A 14,875-nucleotide genomic window follows, 5' to 3' on the forward strand; every position below is an offset into this window, starting at 1 on the left:
CTTCAACTCTCCTTTTACTTACATTTTACCTATTCTTTTTCCAATTTCTATTAATTTATCCCTGTCGTCACCTTCTGGAAATTCTTTAACTATTACTTCTCTTTCTAATAACTCAGCTCCTGAACTTTCCATTCTTTCTTCCCAATTTGTCATAAACTCTCCATTTCCCCATCCGTATGAACCAAAAAGAACCATCTTCTTTCCTGATACTTCGCCTTCTATTGATTCTACAAATGGTTCCATTTCGCATTCTTCTATAACTTCAACTCCCATTGATGGTGAACCTAAAATTAAAACATCACAATTTTTAACATCATCTATTGATGCATTATCAACAGTTTTTAACTCTACACTTGCTCCTGAATCATTTAATCCTTCTGCAATTAATTTTGCCATTTCTTCTGTATTTCCTGTTCCTGACCAATAAATTATATTTGCTTTCATATAATTCTACCTCCTAATTGATATTGATTATCATTATTTAATGATATTTTATTCTATCCTTTATATATTGTCAATAGTTTAATTTTAAAAATAAAAAATCACTTCCATAAACATGAAAGTGATTTTTATATAAGTAATAATATTTATTATTTTGATATTCTTCTTCCTAACTCAACTAGCTTGTCTGAATCTTCTCCTTCTGGTTCTCCCTTTACAACTACACTTTTTTCTAAAAGTTCTGCTCCATTATCTTCCATCCTTTGTTCCCATTCATCCATGAAGGCTCCGCCTCCCCATCCATATGAACCAAAAAGAATCATTTTCTTTCCTGATACTTCTCCTTCTATTGATTCGATAAATGGTTCAACTTCTGTTTCTTCTAAATTTTCAGCTCCCATAGCTGGTGAGCCTAAAAGAACTATATCGCAATCTTTAATTTCATTTTCTGATGCAGAATCCATAGTAAATAAATTTACTTCTGCCCCATTTTCTTTTGCTCCACTAGCTATTAATTCAGCCATTTTCTTAGTGTTTCCTGTTGATGAATAATATATAACATTAATTTTCATAATATCTACCTCTTTCTAATTAATAATAATTATCTACTAATAATATACATTAATTATCCATTTCAGTCAATAGATTTTGGAAAATTTCTTATCATTTTACTCTGATTTATTTTAACTTACCATTTTCCATAATTAAAATCCTATCTGCAACGTTGTTTGCAAAATCAATATCATGTGTAATTATCATTATTGATATTCCATCTTCATTTAATTTTTTTATTATCTTAGATACTTCTATTGTTGTTTCAGGATCTAATGCAGATGTTGGCTCATCAAAGCATAATATTTTAGGGCTCATAGCTAATGCTCTTGCAATAGCAACTCTTTGTTTTTGGCCTCCTGAAAGTTCATTTGGATAACTATCTTCTTTTCCATTCATTGATAAATTATCAAGAAGTTTTAAAGCCATTGCTTTAGCTTTATCTTTGTCCATTTTTAAAACTTTAATAGGAGCTTCAATTATATTTTCAATAACAGTCATATGTGGAAATAGATTGAAATTTTGAAACACAACTCCTATGTCCTTTCTTATTTCTTTCAATAATTTACCTTCTGAATATTTTCCATCAGCAAAGAAAGTTTTATCATTTATAATAATTTTTCCATTATCACACTTTTCAAGACCTGTTACACATCTTAATAATGTTGTTTTTCCTTCTCCTGATTTTCCAACTACAACAACTGTTTCACCTTTTTTTATATTTAAGTCTAAATTTTCAAAAATATTATTATTTCCAAAGCTCTTTTTTATTCTTTCAACCTTTAACATAAAATCTTCTCCTTACTTATAATAATTGTACTTTTTTTCTAAAACTTTAAATATGTTAGTTAAGATTAAAACTAATAAAATATATACTATTCCTACAAGCAACAATGGTAATAATGATGCATATCTATTTGTAGCAATTTTTCCTACCATTAATATATCTTGAAGCCCTACTATATAAACTAATGATGTATCTTTTATAAGGGTTATAATTTCATTTCCTATGGCTGGAATAACCCTTTTAAATGCCTGTGGTAAAATTATTCTTTTATATATATTAAATTCTGAAAGTCCTAATATACTTGAAGCTTCAATTTGTCCTTCATCTATTGATTCAATTCCAGCTCTAAATATTTCTGCAAAATATGCTGCATAATTTAAAATAAAAGCAACTACTGCTGCATCAAATCTATTAAATTTTATTCCTATTAAAGGTAGTCCAAAAAATACAAATATAATCTGTAAAAGAAGTGGTGTTCCTCTCATAAGTAATATATAAGTATCTATAATATATCTACTAACTTTTGTTGCTTTCTCTCTAAAAATTGATATTAAAATACCAAAAGGAATCGAAATTAAAGCTGTTAAAATAAATATACTTAATGTAATTTTCAATCCATTTAATAACTGTGGTAATAATACTTCTATATTCATCTTAAAATTCTCCCTTTAATATAATATCTTTTCCAAACCATTTTTTTGATATTGCACTTGCTGTTCCATCTTTAATAACTTCTTTTAAACCTTTGTTTATTTCTTCTTTTAAATTTTCATCATTTTTCCTAATTCCAACAGCAAAATATTCTTCACCAAAATTTTCATTTAATACTCTATATTTATTTGCTCCTCTAGCATTAATATAATACCTAGCCAGAATCTCATCAGCAACTACAGCATCAATTCTCTTTGCATCTAAATCCATAAGCGCATCATTATTAGATTGATATGCTATATAATTTTTTCTATTTAAACTATTTAAAAATTTCTTATCTTTTAATATTGCGTCTGCTGCACTTGAAGCTGATTGAACCCCAACATTTTTATCTTTTAAATCCTTTTTGTCTTCTATATTACTATTTTTTCTAACTATTATTACTTGTTTATCTGATATATAAGGAATGGAAAAATCAACTTGCTTTTCTCTTTCTTTAGTTATTGAATACCCACTCCATATTAAATCTATATCTTTATTTCTAAGTTCTGTTTCCTTAGTAGTCCAATCTATAGGTTGAAAGATTATTTGTTTATTTATTTTTTCTCCTACAGCTTTTGCAAGATCTATATCAAAACCAACAACTTTTCCACTATCATCTTTAAATCCCATTGGTACAAAAGTATCATCATATCCAATTATAATTTTGTTATTATATTCTGTTTTATCCTCTTTATTTAATAAGTTAACTATAAAAATTATACTTATAATTACTAATATCCAAATAAATATTTCTATAAAAAATTTCCTCATAAACTCCTCCTAAAACTTTTATTATTTAATACTTTATCACGCTAAATTATTAAAGTCAATATATAAAAATAAACTCCTAGAGTTATTTTTCTAGAAGTTTATTTATTAAGTAATTCTTTTAAAGTGCCACTAACTTGTTCCGTATGCCCAACAACTGTATCATTAACTTTTTTTTCTATATCTTTTGTATCTTTCTCTAATTCTTCTTTTATATCTTTATATTGAGTTGATACCTTTTTAGATTCATCTATTTTACTTTTAATTTCTAATGTTTCTGGTAATTCTAATTTTAAAGATATGTCTTTGCCTATTTCTTCTACGTTAATTTCTTCATTTTGAGCTACATCTGTTTTTATTTTATTATCTCCAGCACACCCTGCTAACATAAAAACAGATAATGTTAAGACCATAACTATTATAAATTTTTTCATTGTGTCCTCCTCGCTTAAGATGTTCTTAATTTGAGATATTTTAATTTTATGATTATATTTAATAAGTTTTCAATAACATTTAATTAAGTTTTACACAATGTTAATATAAAATCCCTAGAAATTCATATTTCTAGGGATTTTATTCTAATTATTACTATCTTTTAACATTTCTCCTATTGCAGCTATACTTCCAAGTGATGATAAAGTTTCATTTGGTAAAATAAGTTTATTAGCTGGATTATTGGCCATCTCTTTAAGAGCTTCAACTTGTTTTAAAGCAATTACTCTTTCATCAGTTCCTGACTCTATAATAGCAGAGTTTATTTTTCTAACAGCTTCTGATTCTGCCTTTGCTATTTCTTCTATTGCTTTTGCTTTACCTTCAGCTTCTAATAATTGAGATTCTTTTAAACCTTCTGCTCTTCTTATTTGAGCTTCCTTTTCAGCTTCAGCTTGTAATATTTTAGCTTGCTTTTCTCCTTCAGCCTTAGCAATCTGTGATTGTCTTAACCCTTCAGCTTGAAGTATCATAGCCCTCTTATCTCTTTCAGCCTTCATTTGTTTTTCCATAGCATTTTGAATTTCTGCTGGTGGAATTATATTTTTTATTTCTACTGATAATATTTTAATACCATATGCATCTGTAATTTCATCTATTATAGTAAGTAATTCTTGATTTATTTTATCTCTTCCTGATAAAACTTCATCTAATGACATATTACCTATTAAATTTCTTATATTTGTTGTTGCTGAATAAATTATACCAGCTTTAAAATCTTCTATATTATAAACTGCATCTTTAGCATTTAAAAGTTTATAGAAAATAACATTATCTACTGAAATATTAACATTGTCTTTTGTTATAACATTTTGAGGTGGTACATCAATTATTTGTTGTTTAGTTGAAACTTTCTTTCTTACAAAATCAGCAAAAGGAATAGTAACATGCCAACCTGGTTCTAATACTCTATGGAATTGCCCGAATCTTTCTACTACGTATAAATAACCTGTGTTTACAATCTTTATTGATGATAAAATAACTGTTAGTATTAATAATACTAATATTATAGAAACTATTATAATTCCCATAATTATTCCTCCTTAAATCCTTTTATTTTAAATTTATTTCCCTCAATACCTGTAATTATAAATTTTTCACCCTTTTTTATTTCATTTCCTTCATTTATAGCAGACCAATATACTCCCCCAACTTTTATCATTGCTGTTTCTGCTATATTTTTTTCTGCTTCAAATTTCATTCCAATATAAGTTTCCTCCATAGTTTGATTTTTAGTTAAACAAACTTTAAATTTTTTCTTAGCCCAAGGATATCCAATTCCAATTGCTATAACACTAACTATACCAAATATAATTATTTGTGCTAAAAAACTTATACTAAAAAGATTAGCAAACATAGCTACTATTGCTCCAAGTCCTATCCATGAAAATAAAAAAGCACTAGTTGCTAAGTCTATTCCCACCATAATAATAGCAATTATTATCCAAAATATAGTCAAAGCCATTAATATCCCTCCTTTTTTTAATTATATGTTTTTTAAAGTTAAATATCCTTAGGAATATATAATTTAATTATAATTAAATTATATATTCCTTATTACGTTTTTTCAATTTATAACAAACCTCTTTAAAGGTTATTAAATACTATTTAAAATATAATTCTAAATCATATCTTCTATTTTCATTGATTTTCTAATATTTTCATCTTATTATTGTTATATGTAAAGTAAAAACTAATATTAAATATTGAATATAAAATATATAACGGAGATGATAAATGTGGATTTTATAAAAATAGCATCAGCATGTCCTAAGACTAAAGTTGCTGATGTTGATTATAATGTTAGTCAAATTATAAAATGTATGAAACTTGCTAAAGAGAATTCTGCTAAAGCTATTGTTTTCCCTGAACTTAGCATAACTTCATATACATGTGGAGATCTTTTTCTTCAAGATAGATTAATAAATGAATCTTTAAAAGGACTCGTTGAAATAATGCTTGAAACTTCTAATACAGATATGATTACTATAGTTGGTGCTCCTATTTTAGATAATTGTACTCTTTATAATTGTGCTGTGGTTTTATTTAAAGGTAAAATTCTTGGAATAGTGCCAAAATCATATATACCAAACTATAGCGAATTTTACGAAAAAAGATGGTTTACTGAAGGTGTTTCTATTATAAATAGAACTATAAGTCTACCATTTCAACAAGATATACCATTTGGTACAGATCTTATATTTACTTGTGATAATCTTAGTTTTGGATGTGAAATATGTGAAGACTTATGGGTAACTATACCACCAAGCTCATACCTTTCTTTGTTAGGAGCAAATGTAATATTTAATCTTTCAGCTTCAAATGAATTAGTTTCTAAGGCAGATTACAGAAAAGATTTAATCAAAAATCAAAGTGCTCGTTCAATTTGCGCATATGTATACTCATCAGCTGGAGTATTTGAATCAACAACTGACCTTTTATTTAGTGGTCACTTATTAATATCTGAAAACGGAACTTTATTAAAAGAAAATAATAGATTCCAAAGAGATAATGAAATTATTTATGCAGATATAGATACTTTTAGATTAAAATCAGAAAGAATGAAAAATTTAAGCTTTAGAGATTCTTCAAAATTTACTCCATTTAAAGCAAGAAAAATTTATTTTGATTTTGATTCAATAGAAAATAATAATTTCAATAGATTTATTGATAAACATCCATTTGTTCCTTCAAAAGAGTCTGAGATGGAAGCTAGATGCAAAGAAATATTTAATATTCAGTCAGCAGCTTTAGCTAAACGACTAGAACATGTTAATTCAACTAAAACAGTTATAGGTATTTCTGGTGGATTAGATTCAACACTTGCATTACTTGTTATTGTTAAAACTTTTAGACTTTTAAATATTGATAATAAAAATATTATAGCTATTACGATGCCAGGATTTGGTACTACAGATAGAACATATAATAATGCTTTAACTTTATGTAAAGAACTTGGATGTGATTTACGTGAAATAAATATAGTTAAAGCTAGCCTTCAACATTTTGAAGATATAGGTCATGATAAAGCTATCCATGATGTTACTTACGAAAATGTTCAAGCAAGAGAAAGAACTCAAATACTTATGGATTTAGCTAATAAAGAAGGTGCTATTTTAGTTGGTACTGGAGACCTTTCAGAACTTGCCCTTGGTTGGTGTACATATAATGGAGATCATATGTCAATGTACTCTGTTAATCCATCAATTCCAAAAACATTAGTTAGATACTTAGTAAATTATGTTGCTAATAATGAATCAACTGAAAAAGTTAAAGAAACATTGATTGACATATTAAATACACCAGTTAGCCCTGAACTTCTTCCAAAGGATAAAACTACTGGTGAAATAACACAAAAAACAGAAGATATAGTTGGTCCATATGAATTACACGATTTCTTCCTTTATCACTTTATAAAACATGGCTCATCTAAAGAAAGAATATTATTTTTAGCTGAACATGCATTTAAAGATGATTATTCAAAAGAAACTATAGAAAAATGGCTTGATAAATTCTTATGGAGATTTTTCTCACAACAATTCAAAAGAAGTGCACTTCCTGACGGTCCAAAGGTTGGGACAATTTCTTTAAGTCCTCGTGGAGACTGGAGAATGCCATCTGATGCGTCAGTTAATTCTTTTAAATAAAAAAATATATTTTTAAATTATTTAACCTCTAAAAGTTATTCAAAAAAATAACTTTTAGAGGTTTATTTAAATTATAAGTTTATTTTATTATATTTTCTTAAATTAATTTATTACTATTTATTTTTATACATATATTTATTATCTACAAACTACTTCTGCTAAAAGAGCTTGTATTTCATATATATTAACTCCCTTACTAAATTGTTTTTCTATAGGTTCTGCAATACCAGAAATCCAAATTTTCAATTCAGAATCTAAATCAAAATGACCTGATGATTCTACTGAAAAATGAGTTATACTTTTATAAGGTATACTATGATATTCTATCTTTTTCCCAGTAGCTCCTTGAATATCTATCATTATAAGCCTTTTATCAGTAAATATAAGTGTATCTCTTATGAGTTTATATGCTTTTTGTACAGTTTCACCATTCCAAAATAACTTTCCAAAATCTTTTATAACACTTTCACTTGAAATCTCTGAAGCATTTCCTAATATTCCACCTAATAATCCCATATTAATTCATCCCCTTTAAATAATAAATTTATTCTTTTTCTCTAACTTCTTTTAACTTAGCATCTACTAATCTTATAAGTTCTTTTCTATCTTCTTCATTATTAACTACATCCATCTTATCCATGTCTATAATCAATACATCAGAAGCCTTATAGTAATTTTTAACCCAGCCATCATAATCTTTCCACAAGAACTCATAGTATTCCTTTAAATCATCATCTATTTCAAATTCTCTTCCCCTAAGCTTAATTCTATTTAACACTGTTTCAAATGAACCCTTTAAATATACCATTATATCAGGAGCCTTTTTTGGTAACTCCTCTAATTCTTGCATCATATTATGTAAAAGATTTTCATATATTGACATTTCAAGATCTGATATTCTACCAAGTTCCATGTTTTTCTTAGCAAAATACCAATCTTCATATATTGATCTATCTAAAACATTATTATTATGAACTAATGCATCCTTTATACTTTTAAACCTAGTATTTAAAAAATATAATTGTAAAAGAAATGGATACCTTTTCTTTTGAATTTCTTCTTCACTTTCACTATAAAATAAAGGTAATATAGGGTTATCATCTACACTTTCATAAAATACATCTGAATTAAAATGTTCTCCTAATATTTTTGATACTGAACTTTTTCCAAGTCCTATCATTCCTCCAACAACTATCAACATATCTCACCTGTCCTTATAAATTTATCCTTACAAATTCTCTATGTTATTAAGAATACAAATTTTATCTTTTTAAGTCAATGTTTTTCATATTATATATCTTTAATGTATTATTTTCATACATTTTTATCCATGGATATTATGTAATAGATTACTTATTTAAATATTCTAAACTTCCTTTACAATTGTATGTTTTATAAGATATACTTAGTAGGTTGATAAAAATTGTACGGTACAAATATAAATATTCAAATTTACAAACGAAGGGAAATTTAAATGAACGATTTAAAATTTAAAGATTTAAACTTAAAAGAAAGTATACTAAAGGCTATAGATGATTTAGGATACGAATCACCATCACCAATACAGGCTCAGAGTATACCACTAGCTACGGAAGGATATGATTTAATCGGGCAAGCTCAAACAGGAACTGGAAAAACTGCTGCTTTTGCTTGTTCAATACTTAATACTTTCGAAAAAACTAAAAATGTTGGAGCTTTAATTCTTACTCCTACAAGAGAGCTTGCTATACAAGTTTACGAGGAACTTAACAAGCTTACTAAATATGATAAGATAAAAGTATTACCTGTATATGGTGGTGACTCAATAACTAAGCAAATAAAAGCTTTAAGCCAACATGTTGATATAGTTGTTGGTACTCCAGGTAGAGTTCTTGACTTAATTAGAAGAAAGAAACTTAACTTAAGTAAAGCTAATTACTTAGTTTTAGATGAAGCTGATGAAATGCTTAATATGGGATTCATAGATGATATTGAAAGTGTTATAAATGAACTTCCAGAAGATCGTCAAACACTATTATTCTCAGCTACAATGCCACCTCAAATAAAAAAACTAGCTAATAAATATATGAAAAAAGATGCTAAACACATAGAAATCAAAAAAGTTGCTATGACAGTATCTAAAATTAAGCAACATTATTTTGAAGTTAGTCCTAAAAATAAATTTGAAGCATTATGTAGAGTATTAGATTTCGATACACCTGAAATAGCTATAGTTTTCTGTAAAACAAAAAAAGGTGTTGATGAATTAGTTCAAGAAATGCAATCTAAGAACTATGTTGTTGAAGGAATGCACGGTGATATGTCTCAAGCACATAGAATGAAAACTTTAAAGAGATTTAAAGAAGGTTCATTAAACTACTTAGTTGCAACTGATGTAGCTGCAAGAGGAATAGATGTTGAAGGTGTTACACACGTTATAAACTATGACCTTACTCAAGATGTTGAAAGCTATGTTCATAGAATCGGAAGAACTGGTAGAGCAAACAGAGAAGGTACTGCTTATTCATTTGTTACTCCAAGAGAATCTAGAATGATGAGAGATATAAAAAGAGTAACTAAAGCTAATCTTATTGAAGGTACTATCCCTACTGTTGATCAAATAGTAGAGAAAAAATTATTTAATAAGTTCTCAAATATAGAGGGAATATTACAAAATAAAGCTTATAAGAAGTATTTACCTTTAGCTGAGCAAATAGCAGAAAACTTTAATCCTGTAGATGCAATAGCAGCATTACTTAAAATGCAATTTGATAATGAAATGTCATTTGATTATAAAGAAAATGCTTTATCTACTCCAAAATCAGAAGATGTTAGATTATTCTTCTCAATTGGTAAAAGAGATAAATTAAATGCTAAAACATTAGTTAAATTTATTGTTGATAGAGCTAAAGTTAACGGTTCTAAAATAAATAAAATAGATATACTTGAAAACTTCTCATTTGTATCTGTTGAGCCTGATATATCAAAAAAAGTTATTACTAAATGTTCTGGTATAAAACTTAACGGTAGAAGAGTTAATATCGAAGTTGCTACAAAAAGAAAATAATATTTTAAGCGGTGATTTTTAATCATCGCTTTTTTAATTTTATTAAAGTATTTATAAATAATTATATATTTAACTTTTTAAACTTATTTTTATAACCTAACTATATACTGATTTTTATAATATATTTATCTAGTTACTTTTCTTAGTCTTATATTTTGTTTTTACTTAATCCATTTATTTAATATAATTAAATATTAGAATTTTATTGAATCATTTTTCCATATTCATTATTAAAATAAAAAAAGAGTAGTTCTTAAAAATCTAACTACTCTCTTTCAACTCTGATATTCAATCATAAGTAAACCCTTTCTTTTTCAATTTATCCTTTTGTAGATAATTTTTCTGATAATTCTTTAAGTTCAAACAAACTTAATTTTGAAAGGTTTCTTCTACTATACATATTATTATTTGTAGCTTGTTTTATTTTTGAAATAAATTTTTCTCTATAATTCATTTATCTTCCTCCCTTCTAAACCCATTATAAAATATATTATACATACTAATATATTATCGTCAATAAAAAAAGCGCCAGAAATTCTGACACTTTTTTCTAGCCTAAATATGCTGCAGCACTAAGTGCTGCTATATTACCTTCTCCAGCTGACTTTATATATTGATAAGGCTTTCCTACACAATCTCCAGCTGCAAAACAGCCTTTTATATTTGTTTTCATAAGTCTATCAACCTTTATATGTCCATCTTCAATCTCAAGTCCTGGTACAAGTTGAGCTGGTGGTACTGCATTTTTTAATACAAACACACCATCTGTTTCTATTTCTTTATCTCCATTTAAAATAACTTTAGAAACTTTATTATCTCCAACAATTTCAACTGGTCTATCATCTACTATTGTTATATTATCATTAAGATTATATTCCCCTTTATACATAGGTATAAAGAATACTTCACTTGCTAATTCACTTACAAAATTAGCTTCCTCTTCGCCTTCTTTTGTATAACTTATAATAGTTACCTTTTTACCTTTATAAAGAGGTGCATCGCACGTTGCACAATAACCTACTCCTCTTCCTAAAAATTCAGTTTCTCCTTTTAAAGGTCTAGTATATTCAATACCAGTTGCTAATATTATACTTTTAGCCTCATACATCTTTTGATTAACCATTAAAGTGAAATAATCACCCATAGCATAAATATTATTTACTCTTTCATTAGTTATACAAATTTCCATTTTCTCTAAATGATTTTTAAATTCATTTAAAAGATCTTTTCCAGTTCCCTTAGAAAATCCTAAATAATTATTTACTTTTGGTGCTTTTTCTAATTTATCACTTAAGTTATCATTACCAAATATTATAAATGATTTATTTCTTATTTTAGCATTTAATGCTGCTGATAACCCGGCTGGTCCACTACCTATTATTGCGATATCATATCTTTCGCTCATCTTAAGCCTCTTATTTATTTCTTTCTATTAAAGATTTAATTTGCTCTTTTGGTAAAAATCCAACAACAGTATCTACAACTTTTCCATCTTTAAATACTTTTAATGTTGGAATACTTTGAATTCCATATTGATTAGCTACTGATGGACTTTCATCTACATCTACTTTTACAAATTTTATATCTATCATTTCTGATTCTAAATCTTCTAATATTGGAGCTACCATTTTACATGGTCCACACCAAGTTGCAAAAAAGTCAACTAAAACTAATTCTTTTGAGTTTAAAACTTCTTCATTAAAATTATTATCTCCTATATGTTTTGGCATACTTTTTCCTCCTCATCATACCCCTAAGGGGTATCATCTTTTTTTCTTATAATACTCTTTTTTTCTACAATAGTCAATACTATTTTTAGCTATTTATTATTTATTATTCCAAATAAAATTTATAAAAAAACTAGCCAGAATTATGACTAGTTCTATAATAATTTTATTATCTTTTCTTTATAGTTTTCTAAATCTTCTTCAAATACCCCTTTTACTTTTAATGGGGATTCACCTACCACTATAATTTTCCCTTGGAAATAAATACACTCATCAACATCATGAGTTACAAATATTATAATTCTTTTATCATTTTTAAATATTTCCTTAAACTCATGCATTATTAAATATTTAGTTTTATAATCTAAAGATTTAAAGGGTTCATCCATAAGTATTAAATCTGAAGGCTTACCAAGCGCTCGTCCTATATTTATCCTTTGTTTCATACCACCACTTAAATTATCTGGATATAAATTTTTCCACTCTAATCCATCAATTTTTTTCAGTATTTCATTTATTTTTTCATCAAGCTCTTTTCCATTATAATAATTTATAAGTGATAATTTTAAATTCTCATATACTGTAAGCCATGGTATTAATCTATCTTCTTGAAATATATAGCTTACATTTTCTATATTTGATCCAATAACTTCTCCTTTATCAGCATTTAAAAGACCTGAAATTATATTTAAAACTGTACTTTTTCCTTTTCCAGATTCTCCAATTAAACAATTAATTTTACTATTATCAAAGCAAAAATTAAAATTATCTAAAACTACTTTATCACTAAACTTTTTACTTATATTTTTTAATATAACTTTATCCATCTCTTTGCCACCTATAAAATTTTCCTGTCAAAAACCTATTAAAAAGCTCAAATAAAATTGATATTATAGCTATAATAATTATCCAAGCAAATATACCTGGAGTATTAAAATTAACTTTTTCTAATTGAACAGCAGAACCTATTCCATATTTAGGTTGTCCATGAACTTCTCCAGCTATTACAACTTTAAAAGCCAAAGATATAGTTGGTACTAATATTTTTAATATATAGAATATTATATTAGGTATATATACCTTTCTTATTCTATATATTTTAGGAATTTCATATATTGTCATCATTTCTTCTAACTTTTTATCATTCTTAATTAATGTATTAACTATACCATCATAAAGTATAGGAAAAACTATGGCTATTCCAACAATAAATGGCGCATTATCTTTATCAAACCATATAAGAACTAAAACTACTAACACTAAAGTTGGTATTGTTTTTCCTATAGAATTTAGTGGCTTTAACATATTATTTATAAAGGGGTACATACTAGACAGTACCCCTATTATAATAGCTGCTAAAAGTGCTACAATAAAACTTATTATAGTTCTATAAAAGCTTGAAGCAACAATTAAAATAAAATCTTTTTGAATTATAATTTCTTTTAGTGATTTAATAACTTTCTGAAGTTTTGGAAGATAAATTTCATTATTAATATAAGTTGCAACTAATTGCCATATTATTACTAATAATACTCCACCTAATATAACTTGTAATTTAGTCTTCCATGTAAATTCCTTCATTTATAGCTTTTCCACCTACTGATTTTTTATCAAATTCATATAATTTTTTAAAGAATATATTATATTCATTTTTTGAATCATCAATTGATACATATTTTAAATTAGATTTTTCCATAGCTTTTCCTATTACATCTTTGTTAGTTGATACTCCTACTTCTGATGCAATTTGACCTATTGAATTTTTATTTTCTACTGCATACTCAACACTATCATCTAATTTGTCTAAAAATTCCTCTACAAATTCTTTATTATTATTTATTAAATCTTCTTTTACTATTACAGTAGCTTGAGGAAATCCATATTTTGAATTGTTTTGTTTTTCCCATTCTTCATTTAAATTAAGAATTATGTTTAATTTTTTCTTAGCTAAAACACTGCTTAAGGCTGGTTCTGTAATTACTGCAAACTTAGCTTTTCCTGATAAAATAGTTGGTGCAAGTTCCTGAACACCATTTAAATAAGTAAATTCTAAGTCCTTATCTAAGTTAAAGCCTAATCCTTTTAATATATCTCTAGTTACTATATCAGGAGTAAGACCTTTTCCTATATTGTATATATTTTTTCCTTTTAGATCTTTTATATTTTTAATATTTTCTGTTGAAACTAAATAAAAAGAGCCCCATCCTGTTGTTGCTGCAATTTTGTAACCTTTTTCTTTATTATATTGTATTGCTGCAAGATTTGAAGGAACTATTGCTATATCTGGTTCCCCTTTCATAACTGATGTTGATAAAGTTTCTGGTGTCTTCTCTATAGTATAAGTAACATTATACCCATCTTTTATTTTTGGATTATCTTTTATAAGTTTAGCTGCGCTAATAGCTGGTAATCCATCAGGAATAGCAACTTTTATTTCTTTAGTTTGTATTGGCTTTTCATCTTTAGCACTATTCTCACTTTTTCCACATCCAACTAATACAAAAATTGATAATACTGCTAATAACAATGCTGTAATTTTATTTTTCATATTATCTCCTCCTCACTTAATATTATTTGTTTTTAATATAAATAATATGCTTATATTTTAGAAAACTTTTCACTTTAAGTTAAATTATATCAAAGTTTTATTGTTTACTCTATAAAATTACCATGTATTTATTTTCATTATTTTGATTACCATATATTTAGTAGCTATTTTTAT

General features: G+C 26.4%; 18 protein-coding genes. 2 read left to right on the top strand and 16 right to left on the bottom strand.

Features of this window, described 5'->3' with window-relative positions:
* Positions 1-18 precede the first annotated feature (18 nt).
* From AC4FQW_RS04820 to AC4FQW_RS04855, 8 genes are all read right to left on the bottom strand, one after another.
* Positions 19-444: a flavodoxin gene (locus AC4FQW_RS04820; protein WP_491147562.1), complete on the bottom strand. Its 426-nt coding sequence runs from the start codon at positions 442-444 to the stop codon at positions 19-21.
* Positions 445-590: 146 nt separating this feature from the next.
* A complete protein-coding gene (locus AC4FQW_RS04825) occupies positions 591-1,013 on the bottom strand; it encodes a flavodoxin (RefSeq protein ID WP_491147564.1) in 423 nt (140 codons plus the stop codon).
* A 106-nt stretch (positions 1,014-1,119) separates the two neighbouring features.
* A complete protein-coding gene (locus AC4FQW_RS04830; RefSeq protein WP_491147566.1) occupies positions 1,120-1,782 on the bottom strand; it encodes an amino acid ABC transporter ATP-binding protein in 663 nt (220 codons plus the stop codon).
* A gap of 12 nt (positions 1,783-1,794) precedes the next feature.
* A complete protein-coding gene (locus AC4FQW_RS04835; RefSeq protein ID WP_491147568.1) occupies positions 1,795-2,433 on the bottom strand; it encodes an amino acid ABC transporter permease in 639 nt (212 codons plus the stop codon).
* Position 2,434: 1 nt separating this feature from the next.
* Positions 2,435-3,244 carry an amino acid ABC transporter substrate-binding protein gene (locus tag AC4FQW_RS04840; protein WP_491147570.1) on the bottom strand — a complete coding sequence of 270 codons (810 nt, stop codon included), beginning with the start codon at positions 3,242-3,244 and terminating at the stop codon, positions 2,435-2,437.
* Positions 3,245-3,342: 98 nt separating this feature from the next.
* Complete coding sequence (locus tag AC4FQW_RS04845; protein WP_491147572.1) at positions 3,343-3,675, bottom strand: hypothetical protein; 333 nt, start codon at positions 3,673-3,675, stop codon at positions 3,343-3,345.
* A gap of 144 nt (positions 3,676-3,819) precedes the next feature.
* On the bottom strand, positions 3,820-4,764 hold the full coding sequence (locus AC4FQW_RS04850; RefSeq protein ID WP_491147574.1) for an SPFH domain-containing protein: 945 nt from the start codon (positions 4,762-4,764) through the stop codon (positions 3,820-3,822).
* Between the two features lie 2 nt (positions 4,765-4,766).
* Entirely contained in the window at positions 4,767-5,198 is a 432-nt protein-coding gene (locus AC4FQW_RS04855) for an NfeD family protein (protein ID WP_303128818.1), read from the bottom strand.
* 274 nt (positions 5,199-5,472) lie between these two features.
* Between AC4FQW_RS04855 and AC4FQW_RS04860 the strand changes: the two genes are divergently transcribed.
* Positions 5,473-7,380: an NAD(+) synthase gene (locus AC4FQW_RS04860; RefSeq protein WP_491147577.1), complete on the top strand. Its 1,908-nt coding sequence runs from the start codon at positions 5,473-5,475 to the stop codon at positions 7,378-7,380.
* 138 nt (positions 7,381-7,518) lie between these two features.
* Here AC4FQW_RS04860 and AC4FQW_RS04865 read toward each other — a convergent pair whose 3' ends face one another.
* Together AC4FQW_RS04865 and AC4FQW_RS04870 are read right to left on the bottom strand one after the other, a co-directional pair.
* A complete protein-coding gene (locus tag AC4FQW_RS04865; RefSeq protein ID WP_491147578.1) occupies positions 7,519-7,896 on the bottom strand; it encodes a PH domain-containing protein in 378 nt (125 codons plus the stop codon).
* A gap of 28 nt (positions 7,897-7,924) precedes the next feature.
* Complete coding sequence (locus AC4FQW_RS04870; protein WP_491147580.1) at positions 7,925-8,581, bottom strand: deoxynucleoside kinase; 657 nt, start codon at positions 8,579-8,581, stop codon at positions 7,925-7,927.
* 273 nt (positions 8,582-8,854) lie between these two features.
* Here AC4FQW_RS04870 and AC4FQW_RS04875 point away from each other — a divergent pair, with 273 nt between their 5' ends.
* Positions 8,855-10,426 carry a DEAD/DEAH box helicase gene (locus AC4FQW_RS04875; RefSeq protein ID WP_303128825.1) on the top strand — a complete coding sequence of 524 codons (1,572 nt, stop codon included), beginning with the start codon at positions 8,855-8,857 and terminating at the stop codon, positions 10,424-10,426.
* A 319-nt stretch (positions 10,427-10,745) separates the two neighbouring features.
* Here AC4FQW_RS04875 and AC4FQW_RS04880 read toward each other — a convergent pair whose 3' ends face one another.
* From AC4FQW_RS04880 to AC4FQW_RS04905, 6 genes are all read right to left on the bottom strand, one after another.
* Positions 10,746-10,880 (bottom strand): hypothetical protein, encoded by a 135-nt coding sequence (locus AC4FQW_RS04880; RefSeq protein ID WP_303128827.1) that lies wholly within the window; start codon positions 10,878-10,880, stop codon positions 10,746-10,748.
* 96 nt (positions 10,881-10,976) lie between these two features.
* Positions 10,977-11,831 (bottom strand): NAD(P)/FAD-dependent oxidoreductase, encoded by an 855-nt coding sequence (locus AC4FQW_RS04885; RefSeq protein ID WP_491147583.1) that lies wholly within the window; start codon positions 11,829-11,831, stop codon positions 10,977-10,979.
* A gap of 10 nt (positions 11,832-11,841) precedes the next feature.
* Positions 11,842-12,156 (bottom strand): thioredoxin, encoded by a 315-nt coding sequence (trxA, locus tag AC4FQW_RS04890; protein WP_303128829.1) that lies wholly within the window; start codon positions 12,154-12,156, stop codon positions 11,842-11,844.
* 152 nt (positions 12,157-12,308) lie between these two features.
* The gene (locus tag AC4FQW_RS04895) at positions 12,309-12,980 is read right to left on the bottom strand and encodes an ATP-binding cassette domain-containing protein (RefSeq protein ID WP_491147585.1); all 672 of its coding nucleotides are present in this window, start codon (positions 12,978-12,980) and stop codon (positions 12,309-12,311) included.
* On the bottom strand, positions 12,973-13,734 hold the full coding sequence (locus tag AC4FQW_RS04900; RefSeq protein ID WP_303128833.1) for an ABC transporter permease: 762 nt from the start codon (positions 13,732-13,734) through the stop codon (positions 12,973-12,975). The genes AC4FQW_RS04895 and AC4FQW_RS04900 overlap by 8 nt, the downstream gene beginning before the upstream one ends.
* A complete protein-coding gene (locus tag AC4FQW_RS04905) occupies positions 13,709-14,701 on the bottom strand; it encodes an ABC transporter substrate-binding protein (RefSeq protein ID WP_491147588.1) in 993 nt (330 codons plus the stop codon). Before AC4FQW_RS04905 ends, AC4FQW_RS04900 begins: the two co-directional genes overlap by 26 nt.
* Positions 14,702-14,875 lie beyond the last annotated feature (174 nt).

The organism is Clostridium sp. TJA085, from assembly GCF_058310235.1.

What these genes read in the sequence shown, in the direction of transcription:
- AC4FQW_RS04820 (WP_491147562.1), bottom strand. Translation starts at nt 444, where the DNA reads ATGAAAGCAAATATAATTTATTGGTCAGGAACAGGAAATACAGAAGAA.
- AC4FQW_RS04825 (WP_491147564.1), bottom strand. Translation starts at nt 1,013, where the DNA reads ATGAAAATTAATGTTATATATTATTCATCAACAGGAAACACTAAGAAA.
- AC4FQW_RS04830 (WP_491147566.1), bottom strand. Translation starts at nt 1,782, where the DNA reads ATGTTAAAGGTTGAAAGAATAAAAAAGAGCTTTGGAAATAATAATATT.
- AC4FQW_RS04835 (WP_491147568.1), bottom strand. Translation starts at nt 2,433, where the DNA reads ATGAATATAGAAGTATTATTACCACAGTTATTAAATGGATTGAAAATT.
- AC4FQW_RS04840 (WP_491147570.1), bottom strand. Translation starts at nt 3,244, where the DNA reads ATGAGGAAATTTTTTATAGAAATATTTATTTGGATATTAGTAATTATA.
- AC4FQW_RS04845 (WP_491147572.1), bottom strand. Translation starts at nt 3,675, where the DNA reads ATGAAAAAATTTATAATAGTTATGGTCTTAACATTATCTGTTTTTATG.
- AC4FQW_RS04850 (WP_491147574.1), bottom strand. Translation starts at nt 4,764, where the DNA reads ATGGGAATTATAATAGTTTCTATAATATTAGTATTATTAATACTAACA.
- AC4FQW_RS04855 (WP_303128818.1), bottom strand. Translation starts at nt 5,198, where the DNA reads ATGGCTTTGACTATATTTTGGATAATAATTGCTATTATTATGGTGGGA.
- AC4FQW_RS04865 (WP_491147578.1), bottom strand. Translation starts at nt 7,896, where the DNA reads ATGGGATTATTAGGTGGAATATTAGGAAATGCTTCAGAGATTTCAAGT.
- AC4FQW_RS04870 (WP_491147580.1), bottom strand. Translation starts at nt 8,581, where the DNA reads ATGTTGATAGTTGTTGGAGGAATGATAGGACTTGGAAAAAGTTCAGTA.
- AC4FQW_RS04875 (WP_303128825.1), top strand. Translation starts at nt 8,855, where the DNA reads ATGAACGATTTAAAATTTAAAGATTTAAACTTAAAAGAAAGTATACTA.
- AC4FQW_RS04880 (WP_303128827.1), bottom strand. Translation starts at nt 10,880, where the DNA reads ATGAATTATAGAGAAAAATTTATTTCAAAAATAAAACAAGCTACAAAT.
- AC4FQW_RS04885 (WP_491147583.1), bottom strand. Translation starts at nt 11,831, where the DNA reads ATGAGCGAAAGATATGATATCGCAATAATAGGTAGTGGACCAGCCGGG.
- trxA (WP_303128829.1), bottom strand. Translation starts at nt 12,156, where the DNA reads ATGCCAAAACATATAGGAGATAATAATTTTAATGAAGAAGTTTTAAAC.
- AC4FQW_RS04895 (WP_491147585.1), bottom strand. Translation starts at nt 12,980, where the DNA reads ATGGATAAAGTTATATTAAAAAATATAAGTAAAAAGTTTAGTGATAAA.
- AC4FQW_RS04900 (WP_303128833.1), bottom strand. Translation starts at nt 13,734, where the DNA reads ATGAAGGAATTTACATGGAAGACTAAATTACAAGTTATATTAGGTGGA.
- AC4FQW_RS04905 (WP_491147588.1), bottom strand. Translation starts at nt 14,701, where the DNA reads ATGAAAAATAAAATTACAGCATTGTTATTAGCAGTATTATCAATTTTT.